We start from the raw sequence: 22,998 nt of genomic DNA, 5'->3' as shown, positions 1-22,998 counted from the left end.
TTCGCAGCACTAAATATTCTGCACAGGCTTTATTACAACGATAATAATTTTTTATTAACGACAAAAAATAATTTCTTAAATGAGAAAAAAATTAACTTAGTTTCATAACGTTATCTTAGTTCTCTCTTAATGCAAATCATCTAAATCCTCTTCATAATAACTATCGATTAATCTGCGATCGGTAGACTTTATTCCAACATCAAGGAGGATTCAGTGACTTTATCAAGGCGTCAATTTTTCACCCTAGCAGGCTCAGGAACTGCCGGTGCTTTACTCTTATCCCCATTGGAAGCTTTCTACGCTAAACGGTCTTTAGCAGCCGGCCCTTACGGTTCTCTTCAATCTGACCCCCGTGGTGTTCTCGATTTACCCGCCGGATTTTCTTATGTGAGATTGTCTGAGACGGGGCAAACGATGAACGACGGCTTCAAAGTTCCAGGTGGACACGATGGCATGGGGGCGTTTCCAGGAGCAAATGGCAGTACAATTCTGATCCGTAACCATGAACTCAACCCGGCATCAAGTACCAGCGTTGGCGCACCTAGTTCTAAAAAATATGACACTCAAGGTAAAGGTGGGACAACAACCCTAGTAGTCAGTTCCAATCGCATTTTAATTAATCACTACGGTTCTTTAGCAGGTACTTACCGCAACTGCGCTGGTGGAATAACCCCTTGGGGATCTTGGCTTAGTTGCGAAGAGAGCTTTGAAACTGGTAACAAGAAGCATGGTTATGTATTTGAAGTGCCTAGTAGTGCAACTGGATTTGTAACCCCTGTACCCCTTGTGGCAATGGGTCGATTCAATCACGAAGCCGCAGCAGTAGACCCTAATACAGGCTATGTATATCTAACTGAAGACCGAGGCGATAGCTTATTCTATCGTTTCGTACCTAACACACCAAATAATTTGAGTGCAGGAGGTACGCTGTTTGCTTTGAGAATTACCGCAAGACCAAAAGCAAACACCGCAACAGGGTTTACAGTGGGTCAAGCCTTCGCAGTGGATTGGGTTCGGATTACTAACCCCGATCCTTCTACTGATACAGTAAGGGTTGCAGGCTTTAATCTAGGAGCAGCCAAGTTTGCTCGTGGCGAAGGTATCTTCTATGGCAATGGAGATATCTATTTCTGCTGTACCAGTGGTGGAAGTGCCGTATTGGGTCAAGTTTGGCGTTACACCCCAGCTACCGAAACACTTCGGCTGTACATAGAACCAAACAATGCAGGTGTTTTAGATTTCCCAGATAATATTGTCGTTGCGCCCAACGGTGATTTGTTCCTCTGCGAGGATGGCAGTGGTACTGACTTTATTGTGGGTGTCACACCAACTGGCGCACTCTATAAATTTGCCCGAAATGCTTTGAATACTTCTGAGTTTGCCGGGGTTTGTTTCTCACCTAATGGACAAACCATGTTTGTAAATATGCAAACGCCAGGAATTACCTTTGCTGTATCGGGTCCTTGGTAAGCTTTAGGCACTATTAATACATATTCTACAGGTTAATTCTGTGAGGATGTAATACTGTTTGAGTTGATTTACTCGTGCCTAATATATAGGATGAAAAAAGGCGAACACAAGTTTGCCTCTAATAACCATAATGATACCGAAAATACAGAATAATTAATAAATCTTCTGCAACTTTATCAACTAATTTATATTCATCTGTTTTTATTTAATTTCACTAAGCATAATTCATATTTACTCCTATCTTTGACACCCTATTGTAACTGTATCTGACTGAGATGATATTTAGGCGATCGCTCTCTTATCTGCGGTTTGTTCAATCTACTGGAGGATGCCAACCCGCAAGTACCCAATAACTGCGAACTTCCACATCACTCAAATGTAGAACTGCAACAGTTGCTCTACCAGTCGACGTTTTGCCAACAATACATAGACTATCTTCACTCCAGCCAAAATGTTCAAACCAGACTTGGTACGAGGGTTAAATAGCTTTATCGTATATTATTGAAATAGAAATATTTAAATCAAGCACCGCCATAAACTGGAATTAAACCTGTGTCTGCTAAAGATGCTTTTCATACAGTTGTCAAAACAGCACTTGAGAAAGAAGGGTGGTTAATCACTCATGATCCTTATGCTCTCCAGGCGGGAACTCTTGAGCTATATGTTGATTTAGGAGCGGAAAAAGTTATTGCAGCCGAAAAACGAGGACAAAAAATAGCTGTTGAAATTAAAAGTTTTCTGAGTCCATCAAAAATCACAGAACTTTATGCTGCATTAGGACAATTTATCATTTACCGAATTGCTTTACAAGAACAAGAAGCTGATCGCACTTTATATTTAGCAGTTCCTAGTACTGTTTAAAATAATTTTTTTATACTTCCATTTATTCAATCTGTAATTAAAACTAATCAACTCTGTTTACTAATTTATAATATTGAACAAAAGGCGATATCAGAATGGCAAAGCTAGACGAATATCGACAATATATTAAGAATTTGCTTCAACAACACGCTAGTACTGTTTGGGATAATCGTATTCAAGCACAGACAATTTTTGATCCAGAACACGATCATTATCAATTAGCTTATGTAGGTTGGCGTGATCAAAACCGTATATATGGGCCTGTTCTCCATCTAGATATTATTGACGAAAAAATCTGGATTCAGCAAGATGGAACAGAGGTAGGAATTGCTAATGAATTAGTTGAATTAGGTGTCCCAAAAGAAGATATTGTTTTAGGCTTTCAGTTGCCATCCGTGCGTAAATATACAGATTTTGCTGTTAGTTAATTAAATTTATTAAAAAGAGCGAACGCTCTGTGATCTGCGGTTTGTTCAATCTTCTGGAGGATGCCAACCCGCAAGTACCCAATAACTACGAACTTCCAACGCATCTGCATCATCGCTCAAATGTAATGTAAAAGCGGGTCATTGCTGTTAACTGAGGGCTGGTTTCAAGCCACGTTCAACAGCCACTTTTAAGGCTCTTGCTTTACTTACTAAGCCACGTCGGTAGACCTGCATAAGTTCATCTAGTTGACGAACTTCTGCATCATTAAGCTGTCCCTCTCCGTGACGCGCTAACAATTGACTGAAAACCTCTTGCTGCTGAGTTTCCATCTGTATATCGCACATAGCCAAAACCTGATCATCCGGTAATGACTCCATAGGTAGTTCGGTAATGGCGCGGTCAATCCATTCTAGTAATACATCTTCAAGTTGCCGATGTGTGAAAGCCGCGATTTCCTTTGCTTTTTGTGCCAGTGTTTCAGGGAGTTGAAGGGTGACAATTTCAGCCATTTTCTACTAGCTTACCTTTTACTTATGATTGTATCTGCGATCGCTCTGCATCCTTTGGTTAAAAAGTGCGATCGCTTTAAATAAAAAATATCCCCACTTCAATAAAATTTACTGCTCATAATGATATTTACAACTCAAAATAATCAATAAATCTTCTTCCACTTTGTAAACTAATCTATGTTCATCTGTAATTTGCCTTGACCAGTAACCTTGTAATTCATATTTTAATGGTTCTAGCTTCGCTATCCCCGCAAAAGGATCTCTTTGTATATCTCTAATCAGTCTCAAGATTTTTTTGAAAATTTTCTTGTCTTCTGTTGCCCACTGACCTAATTGTTCAAAAGCTTCTGGTTCAAAGGTAATTTTTTTCATATTCATCTAAATCTACATAAATTAGATTCCCTTTTTCTACATTCTCCAAAGCTTTGAGCAGATGCTTTTTATTAGTCTCTGATTTCAAAAGATAAGTAGTTTCATCTTCTTCAGTTGGTGTTTCAACTAATACAATGACTTCTACAACAGTTCCTTCTGGTAATTCCGTTGCAGACAGTTCAATTTTGCCATCTTTTCCGACAATAGCCTTTTGTTTAATACCACTAAGCATAATTATTTTGCTCCCATCTTTCTCACCCTATTGTAACTTTATCTGACTGAGATGAGATTTGAGCGATCGCTTTTCTTTGTTAGCGTGGGCGGTTCGTCAAAAAGAGCGATCGCTATTAGAGAGAATAGAATTCAAATTGGGAATACTGAGTAAAGCGCGGTTATTTGCTGCGGGAAATCCAAGCGACTTTTTGCCAAATGTAGCGCTGCTGAGTATTTATTAACTAGGAGAAGATTATGAGCTTACCACTGACAGTAACCTTTATGCTTGCTGATTGGATTGGCAAAGGACTAACAGATGGAACCCTTGAACGGGTTGGAGGTGTCATTCGAGACGTAAGCACGAAACAAATCGTTACTTGGTTACGGGAGCAGGGGTCAAATAATTCTACTACAAATCAGTTAGGGGAACTTGGGCGAAGTCTGCAACTAACTCAAGGAATTTTGCAGGTAAGTAGTACAGTCAGTATACTTAATCTGGGTGTCTCAGTTATAGGTTTTGCTGTGATACTACAACGGCTTAAAGAATTAGAACAACGCTTACAACAAGCACAAAAACTGTTAAATCACATTAACCGTAAAATCGATGTTAGTTTTTATGCTAATTTTCGTGCTGCGCTCGATTTAGCTGTTAATGCTTTTACGATGACCAAAATTGAAAATCGTAGAAGTAGCGCCCTACAAGCCATTAACCGCTTTTTAGAAGCAGAGCATATTTATACTGAATTTGCTGATATTGAAATTGAGCAACAGAGCCAAATTGCTGATGAATATCTGCTAACTTTATCTTTAGCCTACCTAGCTGAAGCACGTTGCTATTTAGAATTAGAAGAACACGATACAGCACTTCGCCGCTTTCAAGAAGGATCAATAGTTATTCATTCTCGTATTCAGAAATATATTAACCTTCTGCTTACTTCTAACCCAGCAGTATACTTACAACCTCAGTTCAGAGGTCAGATTGATTTGCGGAGGCTAACCCGAATTTACCAATGGCTCGACCCAACTTTGAATGAAAATGTAGTCTTCGACATGCAACGTATGAATCTATTCATGTTAGCTAAAGACCCAAATAAGTGGATAGAATCGATATCAGCAGCAATTTGGGATTCCAAGGTAGATTGGGTAGGAAAAGCAATTTGGGATGATCCTAAGCCGCAGATTTACGCACGTCTTCCTAAAACTTTGGAAGTAATGGAATCTATGATTGAAACCAATCGCCGCTTTGAATCTTACCAAACAGAAGTACAAGCAATATCCCAATTAGGAATCAGCTTTCATGACTGGCTTAAATTAACTCCGTCTACAGAAATTAAACCAGACGGCGCAGAATTAATGTACATAATTCCATCCAAACCTCTAGAGTTACAGCCTTCCATCTGAACTAATTACAGGATTAAAGATGAATTAATCAAGGTCAATAAAGTCTCTGGGAGTAATAATCTGGTTTTGATATTAGGCTAGGGTCTTGAGTGATAAAAGGTCTTGATCTCCTGTGATTAAAAATTATGCATTGGCATCTTTAGCAAGTTCTAAAAATTTGTTGTCATCTGGATCTCTACAGGTGTTTATTTGAGATTTTATTTCTAGAAATTGACTGTATTTTTTAACTATGTCCAAAAAATCTTGTCGGTCTTGATCTGAGATATATTTATCGAATTTACGTTTGTAAATTCGTGTGTTTAATTCTTGATAAGTTTCATCGCTTTGAGCAATTTTGAATTCTTTATAGACTTTATCTAGGGCTTTACGGGCTGTTCCATTAGGACTTAGAGCAGCACTAAGTAAAACATTTGTGTCAATGACAATTAGTTTATGATTCATCGGCAAGTAATTCTTCTAGAGTTTCTTCGGTTAATCCTTTAGCTTGAGCATTTCTGCCGATTCTGTCAAAAATACTAAGTAAATCTTCATCTTTATTATTTGAAGAGGTTTTCTTTATTTCTTGAATAAGTTGTTCTTGTTCGTGTGCGGGAAGTTGTAGGACAAGATTAAGAATTTGCTCGAAGGTTAGGGGGAGTTGATAGGTTTTTTGAGTCATGGTGAGTTCTGGAGTTAGGGAATAGAAACTTGTTAGCTTTTTTAATCAGGTCTGAGCCAGTTTTCTACTTTTAAATCACGATTCCTCTATACCTTAGCGAATTGCATTATCCATATCCTCAAGAGTTTTAGGTTTTCCTGGATATTTTAAGCAACCTGCTACATCATCTAATTTAGTTACTGAAAAAAAAATTACTAGGCTTTAATAAATCACCGACTTCTGGAATTGCTTCTGTTTTAACTCCAACTTTTTTCATATTCTTTCAGATTTCTATATGTCGGAATAGATTGGTTAGTAACCACAGAAGAAAGAACATCTGGGTCTAAATCTGCGCCATTATCCCAGTGAATTGTTCCCCATTCAGCGTTAAGTTTAACAGTTTTAAAATAGTTTAAATCTTTTAAAGGTGCAAAAATTCCTTTAAATTCGATTAACTGGTTAACATCAACAATACCTTCTTTTCCATCTTCAAACTTCAAATAGAGTTGATAATTATCGTAAGGAATAACTTCTATAATGTCTTTAAGCATAATTCACTCTAATCCCAACCCAAATCTTTCAAATTATTATTCAGACATAGGGGACAAGTTACTAATTCTCTAGTATTTCTATCTAAAACATTTGTTCTGGATAATTCCCACCTAAGTCAAAGGCTTTTTAACTTCGCACTGCGTTAGCCCCTTCGCTCTTTTAATAAACTTTTCATCAAATGTATAAAATTTAGAACAGTGTTGACTTTGAGCTAGATGAAAAGCATCAGCAAAATCTAAGCCATTTTCATGCCATTGGATTACTTGAACAATTAAACTAGGATTAGTCAAGTAAATATTAGGTAAACCAAAAATGTTTTTCAAAGTTGTACATATCTCATCTGGTTTCAACTTGTATGCAAACCTTAACACCCATTCAGTCTCAAGGATTACCGTATCTGCAATAAAAATATCTTGAGTCTGGAAAATTTCTCTGCTCTTTTGGAACTGTAATTCATCATCTTGAGTCAAAAATCTAACAATTATATTTGTATCAACCGCAATCATGCCACGATTCCTCTATACCCTGGCGAATCGCATTATCCATATCTTCAAGAGTTTTAGGTTTTCCTTGATATTTTAAGCAGCCTGCTACATCATCTAATTTAGTTTCTGGAAAAGAATTCTTAGGCTTTAAAAGAATTCCATCACCCATATCAATAATAATAAATTCTTGACCCACTTCCCATTGATGAGCTTCCCGCAGAGATTGGGGAATAATGACTTGTCCTTGAGGAGACAATTTTGTAATTTCCATTAAGTTAAAAAGTCAAAAACTAAGACTATAAACAAATTTTAGCATTTTTAACTATTCTCAATTCTTCCTCTTCCTTTGCGCCTACTCTTCTCTTCGAGACGCTCCGCGAACGAGATCGCTAAGAGCGATTGCGTGAGATAAAAAAAGGCGAACATTTTAAGTTCGCCTTAATCATACGCTGTTGCTAAATCCAAACCCAAATCTAAATCTTCGCTTCTTCTCTCACTAACTTATCCCAACCCAAATCTTTCAAATTATTATTCCGACGCAACGGACGAGTCACCAACTCTAACAAGTCACGCGCATTCGTAAAGCCGTGAATTTGAGCAAAAGTGAACTCTACAGACCACTTAGTATTAATACCGCGTGCTTCCAATGGATTAGCATGAGCCATACCAGTAATTACCAAGTCTGGTTTCAACGCATAAATTCGCTGAAGTTGATTGTAATTATCCGGCTTCTCTACAATCCTTGGCAGAGGTGAATTCATTTCCTGGCAAGTTTTCTCCAACAGCGCCAACTCAGCAGCTTGATAGCGCTTATCCATGTAGGGAATGCCGATTTCGTGAACAGTCATCCCACAACGGATTAAAAATCTTGCTTGGGAAACTTCCAGCAAGTTATCACCCATGAAGAATACAGACTTACCGCGAATCAGTTTCACATAATCTTCCAAACCTGCCCAAATTTGTGCTTCCCGTTCATCCAAACCTTTGGGAGTAATACCGAACACCGAGCAGATTTTCTCAATCCAAGCACGGGTGCCATCGGGGCCAATGGGGAAGGGTGCGCCAATGAGTTTACATTTGCGGCGGCGCATTAAGGTGGTAGCAGTGCGGCTGAGGAAGGGGTTGACACCAGCGACATAATACCCTTCTTCCAATACTGGCAATTCAGTGAAGCGCTTCGCCGGTAGCCAGCCAGAAACTTTGATCCCTTGCTTTTTCAGTTCCAAGGTTAACTGAGTAACTACGGGGTCGGGAAGGGAGCCAAAGAGAACCAGTGGTGTGTGATTTACGTACTCAGATTCATCTTGGGCGACATCTTCTTTCTTCTTACCGAAGTTGAGCAATTTAGCGATCGCATTACGTTCATTTTTCTCTGTTTCCGCCACAGGAGCCTTATCAGGACAACGGTTAGCCATTGCAGCTAATACGGTGTCTTCTCCTTGGGTGAAGGCGTAATCTAGACCATTTGCCCGCGCTACAACGATGGGAATACCAATTTCAGATTCCAGCTTCGGTGCCAAACCTTCCAAATCTGTTTTGATAATTTCAGTAGTGCAAGTGCCAATCCAGACAATTACACTCGGATTGCGATCGCGTTTAATCTGCAAGCACAACCGTTTTAACTCTTCATAATCATTCAATTGTGCCGAAATATCGCCCTCTTCCAACTCTGCCATTGCATAGCGGGGTTCAGCAAAAATCATCACCCCCATTGCATTTTGCAGGAAGTAGCCACAAGTTTTTGTCCCAATCACCAAAAAGAAGCTATCTTCAATTTTTTGGTATAACCACGCCACGCAGCTAATTGGGCAAAAGGTATGGTAATTTCCAGTTTCACACTCAAAGTTTAAAGCTTCTGGTTGTTGAGCAACAGTCATATTGGTTTATTCTCCCCTTGATTTTCAAGTTAGGAGTTAATAATTTAGAAGTTAGTAAGTAATAAAAACTCATAACTCATAACTCTTAACTCAGCACTCAGCACTCAGCACTCAGCACTCTTAACTCCTAACTCCTAACTTAGTAATTAAGCGTTGGGGAAGAGACGGGCAATTTCTGATTCATCAAAAACGCCTGCTGGCAGTTCTTCCCCTAAAAAATCGTTATTTTCTTCAGCCTTTTGCAAAGCTGTTTCATCACCCCAGACATCTGACAACACGTCTTTAAACGCATTTTCGTCTAGTGGAGTATCCTCAAGCGCCTGGTCGTCATCCAGCTTTACTTCCATTGCAACTGTTGTATCGAAGGCAATTTCCCCAAACTCATCTGCTTCTAGACTAGAGATTTGGAGAGACTCATCTTTTGAGTCGTGTCCGTTGGCTAAGGAAATATCGCCAAAGCCATTTTCGGTTTCCTCCAAGTCGATGATCCCCAGGCTTTGATCATCAGAATCCACTATTGCGAACTCTTCAACTACCGCCACCGACTCAAAACCATTTGTATGGGAATGTGTCAATGTTTCAGCTTCAGGCTTTTCGTCAATGACAACTGCTAAATCATCTCCGTATTTTTCTGCTTCTGGGTTGACGAGGAAGCGATTACCGAGAGCGAAATCTGGGTCAAAATGCAAATCCAGCACTTCAATCAGCGTATCAGCGTCAGGATTTAGTTTGGCAAAGGGCAACATTAACTGCGCTAGCTTTGGTTCTAGGGCGTTAACTACTCCCAGGATGAGGTAAGAAGGTGGTCGCTTCCCGCCATCAGGGGTATATACTGACTCAACTTGCATATGCAGGGTAATCCAGTCCCGATTGTTCTGGAAAAATTGCAACCACTTTTGCTTTAATGAATCTGTAAAGCTGTGAAAGAAAGCCATATTATTGTCCCCCATCCTAAGAACTTAGTGATTTATACAATCATCAAGTCTAGTTCCTCTTGTGAATTAGCAACCTGGGGTTTACCCGGATTTAAATAAAAATCGGACAACAAAGAGAACAACTCACGATCTGGTGTGTCGTTAGGTACAACACCTTCGGGACGCGCCAAAATTTGATCAGCGATGCTGAGATAGTAATCGCAAACGTAGTCTAGGGAAGGATCTTGCTCTGCCATTTCAAACAAAGTCTTACCTTTCACACGGGAAACACGGATATCTTCAATCAAAGGTAAAACTTCTAGAACTGGCATGGGCACTGCTTCTAGATATTTTTCAATTAAGTCGCGTTTGGAGGTGCGGTTGCCAATTAACCCAGCTAAACGCAGTGGGTGAGTTCGGGCTTTTTCGCGGACTGAAGCAGCAATGCGGTTAGCAGCAAACAAAGCATCAAAGCCGTTGTCTGTAATGATCAGGCAGTAATCTGCATAGTTGAGTGGTGCTGCAAAACCACCGCAAACTACGTCACCCAGAACATCAAAAAGAATTATATCGTATTCATCAAAGGCATTGAGTTCTTTAAGTAATTTTACGGTTTCACCGACTACGTAACCACCGCATCCAGCACCCGCAGGTGGTCCACCTGCTTCTACGCAATCAACACCACCGTAGCCTTTGTAAATTACATCTTCCGGCCAGACATCTTCGTAGTGATAGTCCTTTTCTTGGAGGGTGTCGATAATTGTGGGAATCAAAAACCCAGTCAGGGTAAAAGTACTGTCATGTTTGGGGTCGCAGCCAATTTGCAGCACTTTCTTGCCACGTTTAGCTAGGGCGACTGATATGTTACAGCTAGTTGTGGATTTGCCGATACCACCTTTTCCGTAGACTGCTAGTTTCACTGTTGTTTGCCTCTTATAGCTTTTTGTCAAACTTGTGGCTCAAACATTTGCCTTCACCTGTCCTGAGATGGCGATGTGTGAGGTCTGTGAATGTCATTATTGGGCAAATTACGTAGAAAAGAAAGTGGCTCTCAATCTGTAAAACGATGTTATATGATGAATTAGAGCTTAATTATGTGTATTTATGGTTTTTATAAAGCTTAGAGGCTTTAATAGCTCTAAAAACAGTCAATAAAAAGTTTTTATAACTTATTTATATAAAAATAGTTACAAAATACAAAAAGCTAAAATAAGCTTTTTTGAATGCTTTTCATAGAATTAGCTAATGGTTGTCAATACCTTAGCCAAATCGAAAAATGCCTGGATTCGTAGGTTGGGTTGAGCGAAGCAAAACCCAACCTACAAAAAAATGGCGAAGGTATTGGGTTGTACAAGGTGTTTTCAGGGCATTGGGGCGCAAGGTTAAGGGTAAAGAGAGTTATATGCAGCCCGATGCTGGAAATACTACTGCAATTTGCGTTAGCGTAGCTCACCGTACCACTTCGTGGAAGCAAGCTACGCGTAGCGTCTCGTAGAGAAGGTATCGCAGATAAATTGCGAGTTTTCAGTCGTTAGCTAAGACCCTTTAATTGCTGCTTGAGAGTAAGTTAGTCTGATTTTGTAAAAAATTATTAAATTCCTAGATATTGTCTAAGATTAATAATCTGGGAACGAGGTAAATCAGGACACTTCAGTTTCAAGTCCGTGGATTTCCTGTAATGTTTGCCAACCAGCTTGCCATTGAGAATTATCTTGTAATAATTTGGCATTTATCCAAAAACGGACTTTCGGATCACAAGCAGCAACCATTTCGGCGTAAACCCACTTAGCCTGATTTTTCCGATTGACAACTTGGAAGTGCCGCCAGCCATCAACTTTTTGCTGTGCTGTCCACTTAGAACCAACTAGGTAAGGAAATTTTTGTTTTTTAGTCATTAGTCAATTGTCTCTCCTCTGCTTACCCAGTCCCCAGCTAAGATCGAAGTAAATCACCCACCATTACGGGTAAACTTCTGGCAATGCAACTCATTATCTTGCTGTACACATAGCGAAAACCATCTGATATGACTCCAGCAGGTGTTGATGTTGTTGGTAATTTTGCGCTTTTTCTTGGAAAGTCGTTGCCTTACGACTTCGTTAGGGCAAAGAATTTCTAACGTACCCGTACCATCTTCGTAATTGATGATGCGAAACAGACAGTCTTGCAACATAGCACGGCTGCTGCTGTCGAAGAACCGCTTAAATCGCTGTAGCTTTTCCCCTTCGCTCATTTGGCTGATGGGTTTTATTTTCAAGAAATCTTCATCCTCAAAGTCAAAGTCATCATCTTCAAAGTCGTAGGGGTCAATCATTTTCAGCATCCACTAGGCGACCTGGGATTATGGTAACTACTGCCAAGCCCCTGGATTAATCTTTAACGGTAATTAATGAGTTCGGCGACAAAAATAGTTTGTTTGGAGTAAGTCGGGGATTTGGCGGAAACTTAGCCTTGAGTCAATATAGGGGAAAAGCATTTTCTTTTATTCTTGACGTGAATCTGACTGGGGTGGATGCCAACCAGCTTCTACCCAAAAACGACGAGCCACTTGAATCGAAGGCTCATCCCGACGTTCATCATTGAAGTCAAAGCGATGGCTAGTAGCTCTCCCTATAGGAGTTGTACCTACAATTCTTGTCCCGTCTTTTGTCCAGATGAAATGCTCAGACCATTGTTGTTGACGGGGATGAAATAAAGAGACTTGTTCTTGGGTTTTGGGATCAATACCTACTGTAAAATTATAGTGACGCTCATTACAGCGATGACAAGCTAATGCCAAATTATCCAGTTCATCAGAGCCACCCAAAGACTGCGGCATGATATGGTCAATGGTAAAACGGTCTGGACTCAAGTATTCTGGAGAATGACAGTATTCGCAGAGATATTCAGATCGTTTTCTTACAAGTCTTCGGGTTTGTTCGGACACCATTTACTTTTGGCTGCTAGTTGAGCGTTAATCAAGGTAAATATTCGCTCTAATTCGGAGATACCTATATATTCAGCTTCTTCTTGAGGAGTGAGCGCATCAGCTTTTTTCTTCTGCAAAAGTTCTTCAAAACGAGACTGTAGCTCATCGGTAAATTTAAACAGATAAATATTACCGAATTCGCTCATCCTGATACCAGAAGATATTAAGGATGAGGGTTGAATCATCAATTGAGTAGTCATTGTGTGTTCACACTGCCTTTGGTTCTATTGTGCCTCAATTAATCAATGATTATAGCGTTGTGGGTGCGAGCGAGTAATTTTCAGATAATTTTACGTATATGAACTTTTGCCGATGTTATCGATAACGAGCATACTAGATATCTAGGGAAAACGAGCTACACGCACTGACTGCGGTTGCTGAGTTAGGCGGCGAAGATTGTTTAGAGGAAGTTGGAGATTTGGCAAAAGTTTAGCTTAGACTGTAGTGGATGTAGCAGGAGGACATTCTGAGTGGCTAGGAGATGTCATAATTAAATTATTAGGTGCTTTAAAATTCACTGCAAGTCCCTACAATATCGCGTATATCAGCCAGCAAAAGGAGTAAAGATAAATGGATATTGAAGTACAAGATAGTGATGTAATTGAAAAAGATGAAGATACTGCTGAAGAAGATAGAAGTGATAATGGAGGGTTGTATCCTTATGATCCAACTACAGCAGATATTGACATTAGAGAAGACCTTCAAACAGTTTTCGAGTTAATGAGAAAATATGATAATAAAAAACTGATCATTGATCCTGATTTTCAACGCAATTTAGTTTGGACACCAGAAAAGAAAAATAATTTTATTGAATCAGTAATCCTTAACTTTCCATTACCTGCTTTATATGTTAATCAAACTGTAGAAGGTAAGTATATTATTGTAGATGGTTTACAAAGACTATCCACATTACACGAATTTGTTAATGATGAATTTAACTTAACAGGCTTAGAAGCTTTAACAGATTTGAATAATTATAATTTTTCAAATGTTTAATTACAGTGATTAAAAATAATGTGGAAGACAATCACATATGTAGCTATTTACTTTACAGCTATTTTAAAGAATAACCTGCAAGGGCAGCGATCGCTCTAATATAGCTGATGCTAAATTGTTCTTTTTGTTGGTTAATATCCATTATCTGCAAGCCGATGATCACTGCAACGCCTCCCTGACTCGTTGCAATGAACAAGAATCGCACATAGGAAAATCGGAACTAGGGGAAAATACCACTTTTACAAGATGTGAACACCGATCTAGGCGATCGCTATCCTGTTCATACAATATCAATTGAGAGCAGAAATCTTCTTTACTTGGTGTTCTGGTGGTAGCCTGCGACAAGCCCTCCGGGTTCAGCAGTCGCTTATGGGGGAAACCCCCAAGACCGCGCTGCTTCACCACTGCGCCTCTACGTTCCTGAAAAAGCCTATGCAACCTACTAATCCTGAACAATTTACAGAAAAAGCCTGGGAAGCGATCGCCCATACCCCGGATATTGTTAAACAATATCAACAACAGCAGATAGAAAGTGAACATCTGATGAAAGCGCTGCTAGAACAAGATGGTCTAGCAACTGGGATTTTCACTAAGGCAGGTGTTAACCTTCAAAAACTGCGTGATCGCACTGAACAATTTTTCCAACGTCAGCCAAAAGTATCCGGTACCAGCAGTTCTGTCTACTTAGGACGCAGCTTAGATACACTTCTAGATCGAGCAGACGGATATCGCAAAGAGTTTCAAGACGAATATATTTCAATTGAACACTTATTGCTGGCTTACGCCAAAGACGACCGCTTTGGTAAAGGTTTATTCCAAGAATTTGGTTTAGACGAAAGCAAACTAAAAAATATTATTAAACAAATTCGTGGGAGCCAAAAAGTGACCGATCAAAATCCAGAAGGCAAATACGAAGCACTGGAAAAATATGGGCGTGATCTCACAGAAGCCGCGCGTAAAGGTCAACTTGACCCAGTGATTGGGCGAGATGATGAGATTCGCCGCACCATCCAAATTCTCTCACGCCGTACTAAGAATAACCCTGTGCTAATTGGTGAACCTGGTGTTGGTAAAACTGCGATCGCCGAAGGATTAGCACAGCGCATTATTGCAGGTGATGTACCCCAGTCCCTCAAAGACTGCAAGCTGATTTCTTTAGATATGGGTGCTTTGATTGCAGGGGCAAAATTCCGGGGTGAATTTGAAGAACGCCTGAAAGCAGTATTAAAAGAAGTTACTGAATCTACCGGCAAGATTATTTTATTTATTGATGAAATTCATACAGTTGTCGGCGCTGGTGCAACTCAAGGCGCGATGGATGCTAGTAACTTATTAAAACCAATGTTGGCGCGGGGCGAACTGCGCTGTATTGGGGCGACAACTCTGGATGAATACCGCAAACATATCGAAAAAGATGCTGCACTGGAAAGACGTTTCCAACAGGTTTATGTCGATCAGCCTAGTGTAGAAGATAGTATTTCGATTTTGCGCGGGTTGAGAGAACGTTATGAAAACCACCACGGGGTGAAGATTTCTGACAGTGCTTTAGTTGCAGCAGCCGTATTGTCTAGTCGATATATTAGCGATCGCTTCTTACCAGATAAAGCAATTGACTTGGTAGATGAAGCCGCCGCTAGATTGAAAATGGAGATTACTTCTAAACCAGAAGAACTCGACGAAATTGATCGCAAGATTCTGCAATTGGAAATGGAGAAGCTATCGCTGAAAAAAGAAAGCGATGCAGCTTCTCGTGAACGTCTAGAGAGATTGGAAAAAGAAATTGCCGATCTCAAAGAAGAACAAAGAACACTGAATACTCAATGGCAATCTGAAAAAGATATTATTGATAAAATTCAGTCTGTTAAAAAAGAGATTGAACAGGCCAACTTGGAAATTCAGCAAGCAGAACGCGACTACGATCTTAACCGCGCTGCTGAGTTGAAATACGGCACTTTAACCAGTTTGCATCGCCAATTGGAAGCAGTAGAAGCTGAATTGGCAAACACTCAAAGAAGTGGTAAATCCCTATTAAGGGAAGAAGTAACGGAAGCTGATATTGCCGAAATTATTTCTAAATGGACAGGGATTCCCATTAGCAAATTGGTGGAATCTGAGAAAGAGAAACTGCTGCATTTAGAAGATGAACTGCACCACCGCGTAATTGGACAAGAAGAAGCCGTCACAGCTGTAGCCGATGCAATTCAGCGATCGCGTGCTGGACTAGCTGATCCGAATCGTCCCATCGCTAGCTTTGTTTTTCTTGGGCCTACGGGTGTGGGTAAAACTGAATTGGCGAAAGCGCTGGCGGCGTATATGTTCGATAGTGAAGATGCGCTGGTGCGAATCGATATGTCTGAGTATATGGAGAAACACGCCGTCTCCAGGCTGATCGGTGCGCCTCCAGGATACGTAGGTTACGAAGAAGGTGGACAACTTACAGAAGCGATTCGTCGCCGTCCTTACTCAGTGATTCTCTTCGATGAAATCGAGAAAGCACACCCCGATGTATTTAATATCTTCTTGCAAATTCTTGATGATGGTCGCGTCACTGATGCCCAAGGTCATAAGGTAGACTTCAAGAACGCTATTATCATCATGACCAGCAACATCGGTTCGCAATATATTCTTGATGTCGCCGGGGATAACGCCCACTACGACGAAATGCGCCGTCGAGTCATGGAAGCGATGCGAAATAGTTTCCGTCCAGAGTTCCTGAACCGAATTGACGAAATTATCATCTTCCACGGTTTGGATAGGAAGGAATTGCGGCAAATTGTGCTATTGCAAGTGGAAAGATTACGGAAAAGACTGGGCGAGCGCAAAATATCCCTCAAGCTCTCGGATGCTGCACTTGACTTTTTAGCAGAAGTAGGATACGACCCGGTATATGGGGCGCGTCCACTGAAGCGAGCTATTCAGCGGGAGTTAGAAACTCAAATTGCTAAAGCTATCTTGCGCGGCGAATTCAACGAGGGTGATACTATCTTTATTGATGTGCAAAATGAAAGGTTGTCATTTAGCCGTTTACCAGTGGAGGTATTTACTGGATAATCACATCTCACAAATCACACACAAAAACCCGTTTTCTGACAAAGGTCGGGTTTTTGAATTATCTAGAGGAAAGTGGAAATCCTAAATTATGTTCATAAAAGGAATTGGGAATTAGGAAAACTCTCAATACAGTTCAGTTAACGTGTTCATTCCTCAGAGATCCCCCCAACCCACGCCAGTCGCTCCTCTTGGGGAGACCCCATCGCCCTTGGGAGAAGACCGCGCTGGCTCCCCTTAAAAAGGGGGGCTTATAACCCTCTTTTACCCCCTTTTTAAGGGGGTCGCCGCAGGCGGGGGGATCTTAACCGAACCGTATTGGGAAAACTCTTTCCCAGTTTTCAGTCCCCAGTCTTTTTTACGAGGTAATAACTAATGATTAGTGTAATTACACCAGTTTATAACGGTGATAAATTTATAGAATCATGCCTTCAAAATGTCATTAAACAAAATTTTGCGGAAGTCGAGCATATCATTGTCGATGGCGTCTCAACCGACAAAACAATAGATATTATCAAATATTACGCCAATCAATATCCCCACATCCGCTGGATTTCTGAAAAAGATCAGGGACAGTCCGATGCGATGAATAAAGGAATTGCTATGGCACAAGGAGCGATTATAGGCATTTTAAATGTTGATGATTTCTATGAGCTAAACGTTATTAGCCGCGTATCGGAACTCTTTAAAACTCTACCAGAACCTAGCTTAATTGTTGGCAATTGTAATAAGTGGGATCATCAAGACAAGTTAATTCAGATTAATAAACCTAAACGACTACGGACAGTTGATTTAATGATGGGAAAGCAAATTAATGACGACGGAATGGTTGATGCTGCTTTTCCTATGAATCCATCGGCTTACTTCTACCACAAATCCTTGCATCAAAAAATTGGAGCCTACAAAGTTGAAGAGCATTATGTAATGGATATAGATTTCCTACTTAAATCAGTTAAAGTAGCTTATGTAAAATATTTTAATGAAACTTGGGGAAATTATAGGTATTACCCAGGAACGAAAACTTTTGATGATTCTACAAATGGAACAAGTCAAACGCGAATCCAAAAGTTGTTTAAGGAGTATGCGAAAACACTCCCATTAATTCAGCAATGGGAGATACATTTGAATCGAGTCATGGTTTTTATTACATTAAGAATTTTCTATTTTTCTAAGTATCCGCAACGATTACCTCAATCGATTAGGAATCGATTCATGAAATCGATTTCGTATTTAAACACTAAATAAAGACTCGTTAACAAGATAAGGCAGAAGGCAGCAATCAGCGAGGGCTTGAATTCACCATCACCACTGATAGCGTAGGGGTAGCGAGTCTGCCAAACGTGTCAACTTAAGCTCAAACACTCAATTTACCTGGTTTTAGATCCCCCAACCCCCTTAAAAAGGGGGCAAACGACTCTAGTTACCCCTTTTTTAAGCTATCCATTAGTCACATCAACGCCTGAATTTTTTATTGATTCTTGCAAAGCACTTGTCGCATTTTACGCATATTTGCAGGTAACTCTAAGTTCATTGCTTGTTGAATGAAAATAGATGGAATTGGAATAAGAGGCGTAGCTTGCACAGTATAGGCAAGCATTGTACCATTACCGCAATCTTGGAGTTCTAAATTGGCGTTAAAATCCTCAAAACTCCCTTTTTCCATGCGAAATTGAATTTGCTGCCCCAGCACTTCTATAACGTTGAGGTAAATTTCAACTTGAGCGGTGAAAAAGAAAAAGGCTTTTTGTGCTGCTTGATACAGATGCTTTACTTCACCTTTGTAAATTACTTCGCTTTTAGTAATATCAGGAAAATATTGCACCCACCGGGGATAATCAGTTAATTGCTGCCAAGCTTGCGATCGCACCATCGGCAAATACATCCAGGCTGTCACAGCGCCACCCCACATCTTGTGCGATCGCGTTTCTACTAAAATTTCACCCTGTACCAGCAACCTTTGCTTGTCTTGAGTCCAAGCCATATCTGAACCTGCAATAATGGAGTCTGGGATATAAGACGCAGACATAATGATTTTAGTTACTCCTCAACTCATCCACCTAAATGGAGTTTAAACTACAAGTCATAAAACTTGATTTAGATCAAACCCATTAAATTTTAGTTCCAGTGTAATGCCTATCTTTTCCAGAAATGGTAATTTTCTGCTAATTATTTCAGTTACTTTGATCTAAAAACTGTATTGCCTATCACAATGAACCCAATTACTACTTAAGGGAATTTGATCAGAGCAATACTTGTAGATGAAAAATTAGTTTTTTAACAGCTAGAATGGCATAAACACAAGTTAATATCAAGCACCTTACCCTAACGTCTAGATAGCATCTCTCGATTTTTACGTGTTATTTCAAATTAAACCGCAACTTCATCGTAATTTTATATCTTAATTATCAATATTAAATGTAATGTCTGTTGAGTTGAGAGGAAAAATAGGTGAGTCAATCTGCTTTAAATCGTAAATTAATTCAAATTTTCGGTATCCTTCTCGGTATTAGCGTCGCCGTCTGGGTACTGCGAGGCTTTGGTATTCTCACTTTTATTCCAGGCGGAATAATTTTGCTACTACTACTAGGGGCGATCGCCATAGCCATTATCAGTTATGCCCAAAGGAGATGGTGGCGTTTTTAATAGAATATGAGCGAAAACAGCAGCTTGTCATCGTCTTTAGTGAAGAATTGTAGCGTGTCTATTTTCACTCACTGCTAGAAGTATTTAATAGTGAAGCAATGCTAACAATTTACTAAGGAAAAGGAACATGGCAAATTATCTATGTACCGTTTGCAGCTATGTATATGACCCAGAACAAGGTGATCCAGATGGCGGCATAGCGCCAGGAACACCCTTTGAAGATATACCAGAAGATTGGGTATGTCCGACTTGTGGAGCGACAAAAGAAGACTTTGAACCTAATAAAGAGTGAAAATAACAGCTAGCCTAGAGAATAGGTGCTGTAAAAGAGACATTTTTGAAATTGTTACCGTTACAAATTGTAGTTATTGGGGGTGGGGCAGCAGGATTTTTTGGCGCGATCGCTTGTGCTAAAGCCAATCCTGATGCCCAAGTTACTTTACTCGAAGCCAGTCGCCAACCCCTAGCGAAAGTGCTAATTTCTGGTGGCGGACGCTGCAACGTTACTCATGCTTGCTTTGACTCTGAGGAGTTAGTGCAAAATTACCCCAGAGGTGCAAAAGCTTTGCGGGGTGCTTTGACTCGGTTTGGGCCTCAAGATACAGTAGCTTGGTTTGCTGCTGGTGGAGTTTATCTAAAAACTGAAGCCGATGGCCGGATGTTTCCTGTTACCAACACTTCAGAAACCATTGTTGAATGTCTGATTAAAGCGGTGGCGAAATCTGGGGTAAAACTCCGTATTGGTACACACGTAACTTCAGTGAAACGAACCTCAGCAGATGGGGGGTTTGAAATTCTTCCGAAGTCGGGAGAGACGATTAAATGCGATCGCCTACTTCTTGCAACCGGCAGTAGCCTTGCGGGTTATAAAATTGTCCGAGGGTTAGGCCATGAAATTGAGCCGCCAGTACCCTCTTTATTTACCTTCAATATTGTCGATCAAAAGCTGAGGGACTTAGCTGGAGTTAGCGTTAACCCTGCCCAATTGCGGTTATCTGCGGGCGGAAAATCCCAATTACAACAAACTGGGCCATTACTAATTACCCACTGGGGTTTGAGCGGCCCTGCTGTTCTAAAACTTTCTGCTTGGGGTGCAAGAGTTCTGCACGAAAGCCGCTATCAAGCCAGATTATTGATTAATTGGCTGCCCCATTTGCAACAAGAACAAGTGCGAGAACAAATTTTAGTAGTTAAGGATGAATGGGGAAAGAAAGCGATCGCATTGCATCGCGGCGTTGACCTACCCCATCGTCTCTGGCAATATATCATTATCCGTGCAGGCATTACCACAGAAGACCGTTGGGCAGAAATATCTAGTAAAACTTTAAATCAACTGGTGCAAGAACTTACTCAGGGACAATATTTAATCAACGGCAAAGGAGCTTTCAAAGAAGAATTTGTTACTTGTGGCGGCGTCAAACTTAAAGAAGTCAACTTCAAAACTATGGAAAGTAGGTTAGTTCCTGGTCTTTATTTTGCCGGAGAAATCTTAGATATTGATGGCGTTACCGGTGGGTTTAACTTCCAAAGTGCTTGGACAACTGGGTATTTAGCAGGGATAGCAATGGCGACTTGCCAGACAGCTTAACAGAGTTAGTAGTAAGGACTTTAGTGCTTAAAAAACAAAGACTCTGGTGATGAATATCACTGAATAGAACTATCTGAAGGATAATTTGACGATGTGTCTTCAGGTATTTCAGGTAAATAATGTTGTGTTTGTGCAGATTGTAACATCTGGAGTTGATGGGTTGCTTCTGTTAGTTGACGATTCAGATCTTCAATATCGTCGGTTTGTTGTTCGACTTTCCGCATGAGTTCAGACCTTTTTCTCATACCTTTGATGGCTGGAAATAATGAGACTATGAAGCCAAATAACACGCCAAAACTAAAGGTAATCAGAAGTATTAGCGCCATTGACAAGTCTAGCGATCGCCACCCTAAAAATTGTACTGCGATCGGGGCTGAGTTTTGCAGTGCGAAAGTCACTGCTGCGATCGCAATCAATAATGCTAGTAAAGTCAGTATTCGCATAGGATATCTCCATCAATTAAATTCGTATTATTCCTGAGTTTCCGAAAAGTCTTTTCCATTTGATGGATTTAAGAGATTACCCTGGGGAGAGAGGCGAAATCCCGGTGCTTTGTAGTCTTTAGATAAGTAATTTTCGGGAATGGTGATTTGATTCCCATCCCGAATTGCTGAATAATGGGGAGAAAGAATTTCAATATCTGCTTCGTTGCATTTATCTTGAATGTTTTGATGGAGTTCTGAGTAAATTCTCGCCATTAAGCCAGGTTTACTTGTATAGGCGTTGATTTCATAACTCACATAGAAATCATCCAAACTTGTTTGTAATATAAACGGTGTAGGTTCTGTTAATATTTGTGACGTTGCTAGCGCCGCATCAGTTAGTACTTGATGAACTTTTCGCCACGGTACATCATAGCCAAGAGTCACCGTAGTGTGTAAAACTAAATAGTAGTCAGGGTCTTGAGCAAGGGCGCTATAGTTGATAATTTGGCTGGTTAGCACCGTCCCATTTGGGATAGTAATCACTACATTTTTGACAGTGCGAATCCGTGTTACAAACAAAGTTTTCTCCACAATATCGCCAATGGCATCGTTAATCTTGATGCGATCGCCAATCCTAAAAGCGCGAGTATAAATTAGAATAACTCCCGCAACAATGTTAGCGACTGCTGCTGATGAACCAAGTGATAATAGAACACCCAAGAAAACCGAAATTCCCTGAAATGCTGGTGAACCAAATCCAGGTAAAAAAGGCAATGCCACTACTAAGGACAAAGCGGTTATTAAAAATAACGCTAGTTTAAAAGTAGGTTCTGCCCATTCTGGATAAAATCCAGGCAAAGATAAATTTCCATTACCTAATTCTCTAAAAATGGGTCGAATAAATTTAATAATATAATAAGCACAAACAATAATTATCGTTAAGTAAATCAGTTTAGGTAAATAAGCAAATGAAGCCTCTATAGCACCTTCTAAAGCTAAGAATAAATAATTCAATAAATTTGTGCTAATTTTCCTAGTCCACGGAAAGAAACTCAATACTAATGGAACATAGATAAAGAGAATTCCCAAAACTAGTAACAGGCGAATTGTTTTAAATATCTGATTTAAAATATACGTGATTCGTGATGCAGGCAAAATCTCAACATTTTGAATGCGTACAGCAGGTATACTTCTTCCTTGCCAATTGCTTACCCAGTTAAATATTTTCTTAAATGTCTGATTTAACAGCTTGAAAACTATCAAGAGGACAACGGTAGAAATAACTGTGTAAAGAACCCCAAATAGAATATTTTTTAAACTCCGATCCTGTCTATACTTAGTGATATTAGTACTAATCTCTTGGACATATTCATTGGCAAGTTCTTGCGTTGTTTTACCTGCTGCTTTCGCATCACCATCTGTAATCGTCAATATGACTTTATCGCCAGATAAGATATTGGTTGTACCTAGCTGTTCGGAAATTTTTAAAGAATTAACTGGAATGGTTAAGTCTTTAGCCATCATTTCAATTCTGTTAGTCACCGCTTGCGATCGCTCTTCGGCTGAAAACGAGCCAACACTTGCTTTAATCACAAATAATCTTTGATCTCCCA

The 22,998-nt window shown here is 40.1% G+C and carries 30 protein-coding genes and 1 pseudogene; 11 read left to right on the top strand and 20 right to left on the bottom strand.

Annotated features, from left to right (window positions below; translation table 11 throughout):
• Positions 1-213 precede the first annotated feature (213 nt).
• The 3 genes from ACEW80_RS10865 (at position 214) to ACEW80_RS10855 (ending at position 2,759) form a co-directional block, all read left to right on the top strand.
• The gene (locus ACEW80_RS10865) at positions 214-1,470 is read left to right on the top strand and encodes an alkaline phosphatase PhoX (RefSeq protein WP_373526585.1); all 1,257 of its coding nucleotides are present in this window, start codon (positions 214-216) and stop codon (positions 1,468-1,470) included.
• Between the two features lie 552 nt (positions 1,471-2,022).
• Positions 2,023-2,331, top strand: coding sequence for a XisH family protein (locus ACEW80_RS10860; protein ID WP_373526584.1), 309 nt, complete (start codon positions 2,023-2,025; stop codon positions 2,329-2,331).
• A gap of 95 nt (positions 2,332-2,426) precedes the next feature.
• On the top strand, positions 2,427-2,759 hold the full coding sequence (locus ACEW80_RS10855; protein WP_373526583.1) for a XisI protein: 333 nt from the start codon (positions 2,427-2,429) through the stop codon (positions 2,757-2,759).
• Positions 2,760-2,906: 147 nt separating this feature from the next.
• On the opposite strand, the gene ACEW80_RS10850 is transcribed toward ACEW80_RS10855, so the two are convergent.
• From ACEW80_RS10850 to ACEW80_RS10840, 3 genes are all read right to left on the bottom strand, one after another.
• On the bottom strand, positions 2,907-3,269 hold the full coding sequence (locus ACEW80_RS10850; RefSeq protein WP_373526582.1) for a hypothetical protein: 363 nt from the start codon (positions 3,267-3,269) through the stop codon (positions 2,907-2,909).
• A 108-nt stretch (positions 3,270-3,377) separates the two neighbouring features.
• Positions 3,378-3,641, bottom strand: a complete 264-nt coding sequence (locus ACEW80_RS10845) for a Txe/YoeB family addiction module toxin (protein ID WP_373526581.1) — start codon at positions 3,639-3,641, stop codon at positions 3,378-3,380.
• The gene (locus ACEW80_RS10840) at positions 3,622-3,873 is read right to left on the bottom strand and encodes a hypothetical protein (protein ID WP_373526580.1); all 252 of its coding nucleotides are present in this window, start codon (positions 3,871-3,873) and stop codon (positions 3,622-3,624) included. The genes ACEW80_RS10845 and ACEW80_RS10840 overlap by 20 nt, the downstream gene beginning before the upstream one ends.
• A gap of 58 nt (positions 3,874-3,931) precedes the next feature.
• Between ACEW80_RS10840 and ACEW80_RS10835 the strand changes: the two genes are divergently transcribed.
• Positions 3,932-4,096 (top strand): hypothetical protein, encoded by a 165-nt coding sequence (locus ACEW80_RS10835; RefSeq protein WP_373526579.1) that lies wholly within the window; start codon positions 3,932-3,934, stop codon positions 4,094-4,096.
• A gap of 13 nt (positions 4,097-4,109) precedes the next feature.
• Positions 4,110-5,255, top strand: coding sequence for a hypothetical protein (locus tag ACEW80_RS10830; RefSeq protein ID WP_373526578.1), 1,146 nt, complete (start codon positions 4,110-4,112; stop codon positions 5,253-5,255).
• A gap of 123 nt (positions 5,256-5,378) precedes the next feature.
• On the opposite strand, the gene ACEW80_RS10825 is transcribed toward ACEW80_RS10830, so the two are convergent.
• From ACEW80_RS10825 to ACEW80_RS10765, 13 genes and pseudogenes are all read right to left on the bottom strand, one after another.
• The gene (locus ACEW80_RS10825; RefSeq protein WP_373526577.1) at positions 5,379-5,696 is read right to left on the bottom strand and encodes a putative toxin-antitoxin system toxin component, PIN family; all 318 of its coding nucleotides are present in this window, start codon (positions 5,694-5,696) and stop codon (positions 5,379-5,381) included.
• Complete coding sequence (locus tag ACEW80_RS10820) at positions 5,686-5,913, bottom strand: hypothetical protein (protein ID WP_373526576.1); 228 nt, start codon at positions 5,911-5,913, stop codon at positions 5,686-5,688. Before ACEW80_RS10820 ends, ACEW80_RS10825 begins: the two co-directional genes overlap by 11 nt.
• A gap of 93 nt (positions 5,914-6,006) precedes the next feature.
• A pseudogene (locus tag ACEW80_RS10815) lies at positions 6,007-6,099 on the bottom strand (AbrB family transcriptional regulator); the annotation flags it as partial.
• A 50-nt stretch (positions 6,100-6,149) separates the two neighbouring features.
• A complete protein-coding gene (locus ACEW80_RS10810; protein ID WP_373526575.1) occupies positions 6,150-6,443 on the bottom strand; it encodes a DUF2442 domain-containing protein in 294 nt (97 codons plus the stop codon).
• 111 nt (positions 6,444-6,554) lie between these two features.
• Positions 6,555-6,950: a type II toxin-antitoxin system VapC family toxin gene (locus ACEW80_RS10805; RefSeq protein WP_373526574.1), complete on the bottom strand. Its 396-nt coding sequence runs from the start codon at positions 6,948-6,950 to the stop codon at positions 6,555-6,557.
• Positions 6,937-7,200, bottom strand: coding sequence for an AbrB/MazE/SpoVT family DNA-binding domain-containing protein (locus ACEW80_RS10800; protein WP_373526573.1), 264 nt, complete (start codon positions 7,198-7,200; stop codon positions 6,937-6,939). The genes ACEW80_RS10805 and ACEW80_RS10800 overlap by 14 nt, the downstream gene beginning before the upstream one ends.
• A 202-nt stretch (positions 7,201-7,402) precedes the next feature.
• Positions 7,403-8,806, bottom strand: coding sequence for a ferredoxin:protochlorophyllide reductase (ATP-dependent) subunit N (locus ACEW80_RS10795; RefSeq protein ID WP_334903296.1), 1,404 nt, complete (start codon positions 8,804-8,806; stop codon positions 7,403-7,405).
• 146 nt (positions 8,807-8,952) lie between these two features.
• Positions 8,953-9,741: a DUF5331 domain-containing protein gene (locus tag ACEW80_RS10790; protein ID WP_373526572.1), complete on the bottom strand. Its 789-nt coding sequence runs from the start codon at positions 9,739-9,741 to the stop codon at positions 8,953-8,955.
• A gap of 32 nt (positions 9,742-9,773) precedes the next feature.
• Positions 9,774-10,640 (bottom strand): ferredoxin:protochlorophyllide reductase (ATP-dependent) iron-sulfur ATP-binding protein, encoded by an 867-nt coding sequence (gene bchL, locus ACEW80_RS10785; RefSeq protein ID WP_373526571.1) that lies wholly within the window; start codon positions 10,638-10,640, stop codon positions 9,774-9,776.
• Between the two features lie 720 nt (positions 10,641-11,360).
• A complete protein-coding gene (locus ACEW80_RS10780) occupies positions 11,361-11,615 on the bottom strand; it encodes a TIGR02450 family Trp-rich protein (protein WP_099103731.1) in 255 nt (84 codons plus the stop codon).
• Between the two features lie 53 nt (positions 11,616-11,668).
• Positions 11,669-12,031 carry a hypothetical protein gene (locus tag ACEW80_RS10775; protein ID WP_373526570.1) on the bottom strand — a complete coding sequence of 121 codons (363 nt, stop codon included), beginning with the start codon at positions 12,029-12,031 and terminating at the stop codon, positions 11,669-11,671.
• Between the two features lie 168 nt (positions 12,032-12,199).
• Positions 12,200-12,646, bottom strand: coding sequence for an HNH endonuclease (locus ACEW80_RS10770; RefSeq protein WP_373526569.1), 447 nt, complete (start codon positions 12,644-12,646; stop codon positions 12,200-12,202).
• Complete coding sequence (locus ACEW80_RS10765) at positions 12,616-12,885, bottom strand: hypothetical protein (protein ID WP_373526568.1); 270 nt, start codon at positions 12,883-12,885, stop codon at positions 12,616-12,618. Before ACEW80_RS10765 ends, ACEW80_RS10770 begins: the two co-directional genes overlap by 31 nt.
• Positions 12,886-13,255: 370 nt before the next feature.
• Between ACEW80_RS10765 and ACEW80_RS10760 the strand changes: the two genes are divergently transcribed.
• Positions 13,256-13,681, top strand: a complete 426-nt coding sequence (locus tag ACEW80_RS10760) for a DUF262 domain-containing protein (protein ID WP_373526567.1) — start codon at positions 13,256-13,258, stop codon at positions 13,679-13,681.
• 58 nt (positions 13,682-13,739) lie between these two features.
• Here ACEW80_RS10760 and ACEW80_RS10755 read toward each other — a convergent pair whose 3' ends face one another.
• Positions 13,740-13,886, bottom strand: a complete 147-nt coding sequence (locus tag ACEW80_RS10755; RefSeq protein WP_373526566.1) for a hypothetical protein — start codon at positions 13,884-13,886, stop codon at positions 13,740-13,742.
• Between the two features lie 227 nt (positions 13,887-14,113).
• Here ACEW80_RS10755 and clpB point away from each other — a divergent pair, with 227 nt between their 5' ends.
• Together clpB and ACEW80_RS10745 are read left to right on the top strand one after the other, a co-directional pair.
• The gene (clpB, locus tag ACEW80_RS10750; protein WP_373526565.1) at positions 14,114-16,732 is read left to right on the top strand and encodes an ATP-dependent chaperone ClpB; all 2,619 of its coding nucleotides are present in this window, start codon (positions 14,114-14,116) and stop codon (positions 16,730-16,732) included.
• Positions 16,733-17,104: 372 nt separating this feature from the next.
• Complete coding sequence (locus tag ACEW80_RS10745; protein ID WP_373526564.1) at positions 17,105-17,974, top strand: glycosyltransferase family 2 protein; 870 nt, start codon at positions 17,105-17,107, stop codon at positions 17,972-17,974.
• A gap of 223 nt (positions 17,975-18,197) precedes the next feature.
• On the opposite strand, the gene ACEW80_RS10740 is transcribed toward ACEW80_RS10745, so the two are convergent.
• A complete protein-coding gene (locus tag ACEW80_RS10740; protein WP_373526563.1) occupies positions 18,198-18,755 on the bottom strand; it encodes an SRPBCC family protein in 558 nt (185 codons plus the stop codon).
• A 422-nt stretch (positions 18,756-19,177) separates the two neighbouring features.
• Here ACEW80_RS10740 and ACEW80_RS10735 point away from each other — a divergent pair, with 422 nt between their 5' ends.
• The 3 genes from ACEW80_RS10735 to ACEW80_RS10725 all read left to right on the top strand — a co-directional run bounded on the left by ACEW80_RS10735 (position 19,178) and on the right by ACEW80_RS10725 (position 20,960).
• Positions 19,178-19,372 (top strand): hypothetical protein, encoded by a 195-nt coding sequence (locus tag ACEW80_RS10735; protein WP_373526562.1) that lies wholly within the window; start codon positions 19,178-19,180, stop codon positions 19,370-19,372.
• A 127-nt stretch (positions 19,373-19,499) separates the two neighbouring features.
• Entirely contained in the window at positions 19,500-19,664 is a 165-nt protein-coding gene (gene rd, locus ACEW80_RS10730) for a rubredoxin (protein ID WP_373526561.1), read from the top strand.
• Between the two features lie 51 nt (positions 19,665-19,715).
• Positions 19,716-20,960: an NAD(P)/FAD-dependent oxidoreductase gene (locus tag ACEW80_RS10725; protein ID WP_373526596.1), complete on the top strand. Its 1,245-nt coding sequence runs from the start codon at positions 19,716-19,718 to the stop codon at positions 20,958-20,960.
• Positions 20,961-21,016: 56 nt separating this feature from the next.
• Here the strand turns inward: ACEW80_RS10725 and ACEW80_RS10720 are convergent, their stop codons facing one another.
• Both ACEW80_RS10720 and ACEW80_RS10715 read right to left on the bottom strand, forming a co-directional pair.
• Positions 21,017-21,403, bottom strand: coding sequence for a lipopolysaccharide assembly LapA domain-containing protein (locus ACEW80_RS10720; protein WP_373526560.1), 387 nt, complete (start codon positions 21,401-21,403; stop codon positions 21,017-21,019).
• Positions 21,404-21,430: 27 nt separating this feature from the next.
• The coding region (locus ACEW80_RS10715) for a mechanosensitive ion channel family protein (RefSeq protein ID WP_373526559.1) at positions 21,431-22,998 on the bottom strand (1,568 nt) is incomplete at its 5' end.

The organism is Nostoc sp., from assembly GCF_041747015.1.
Classification (GTDB): Bacteria; Cyanobacteriota; Cyanobacteriia; order Cyanobacteriales; family Nostocaceae; genus Nostoc.
Note: the sequence above shows the minus strand (reverse complement) of the source record. Positions and strands in the feature narration are given on the sequence as shown.

Coding starts and splice junctions, on each gene's coding strand:
- ACEW80_RS10855 (WP_373526583.1), top strand. CDS start 2,427: ATGGCAAAGCTAGACGAATATCGACAATATATTAAGAATTTGCTTCAA.
- ACEW80_RS10810 (WP_373526575.1), bottom strand. CDS start 6,443: ATGCTTAAAGACATTATAGAAGTTATTCCTTACGATAATTATCAACTC.
- clpB (WP_373526565.1), top strand. CDS start 14,114: ATGCAACCTACTAATCCTGAACAATTTACAGAAAAAGCCTGGGAAGCG.
- ACEW80_RS10825 (WP_373526577.1), bottom strand. CDS start 5,696: ATGAATCATAAACTAATTGTCATTGACACAAATGTTTTACTTAGTGCT.
- ACEW80_RS10840 (WP_373526580.1), bottom strand. CDS start 3,873: ATGCTTAGTGGTATTAAACAAAAGGCTATTGTCGGAAAAGATGGCAAA.
- rd (WP_373526561.1), top strand. CDS start 19,500: ATGGCAAATTATCTATGTACCGTTTGCAGCTATGTATATGACCCAGAA.
- ACEW80_RS10765 (WP_373526568.1), bottom strand. CDS start 12,885: ATGACTACTCAATTGATGATTCAACCCTCATCCTTAATATCTTCTGGT.
- ACEW80_RS10850 (WP_373526582.1), bottom strand. CDS start 3,269: ATGGCTGAAATTGTCACCCTTCAACTCCCTGAAACACTGGCACAAAAA.
- ACEW80_RS10780 (WP_099103731.1), bottom strand. CDS start 11,615: ATGACTAAAAAACAAAAATTTCCTTACCTAGTTGGTTCTAAGTGGACA.
- ACEW80_RS10720 (WP_373526560.1), bottom strand. CDS start 21,403: ATGCGAATACTGACTTTACTAGCATTATTGATTGCGATCGCAGCAGTG.
- ACEW80_RS10775 (WP_373526570.1), bottom strand. CDS start 12,031: ATGATTGACCCCTACGACTTTGAAGATGATGACTTTGACTTTGAGGAT.
- ACEW80_RS10805 (WP_373526574.1), bottom strand. CDS start 6,950: ATGATTGCGGTTGATACAAATATAATTGTTAGATTTTTGACTCAAGAT.
- ACEW80_RS10770 (WP_373526569.1), bottom strand. CDS start 12,646: ATGGTGTCCGAACAAACCCGAAGACTTGTAAGAAAACGATCTGAATAT.
- ACEW80_RS10845 (WP_373526581.1), bottom strand. CDS start 3,641: ATGAAAAAAATTACCTTTGAACCAGAAGCTTTTGAACAATTAGGTCAG.
- ACEW80_RS10790 (WP_373526572.1), bottom strand. CDS start 9,741: ATGGCTTTCTTTCACAGCTTTACAGATTCATTAAAGCAAAAGTGGTTG.
- ACEW80_RS10820 (WP_373526576.1), bottom strand. CDS start 5,913: ATGACTCAAAAAACCTATCAACTCCCCCTAACCTTCGAGCAAATTCTT.
- ACEW80_RS10800 (WP_373526573.1), bottom strand. CDS start 7,200: ATGGAAATTACAAAATTGTCTCCTCAAGGACAAGTCATTATTCCCCAA.
- ACEW80_RS10795 (WP_334903296.1), bottom strand. CDS start 8,806: ATGACTGTTGCTCAACAACCAGAAGCTTTAAACTTTGAGTGTGAAACT.
- ACEW80_RS10830 (WP_373526578.1), top strand. CDS start 4,110: ATGAGCTTACCACTGACAGTAACCTTTATGCTTGCTGATTGGATTGGC.
- ACEW80_RS10760 (WP_373526567.1), top strand. CDS start 13,256: ATGGATATTGAAGTACAAGATAGTGATGTAATTGAAAAAGATGAAGAT.
- ACEW80_RS10745 (WP_373526564.1), top strand. CDS start 17,105: ATGATTAGTGTAATTACACCAGTTTATAACGGTGATAAATTTATAGAA.
- ACEW80_RS10740 (WP_373526563.1), bottom strand. CDS start 18,755: ATGTCTGCGTCTTATATCCCAGACTCCATTATTGCAGGTTCAGATATG.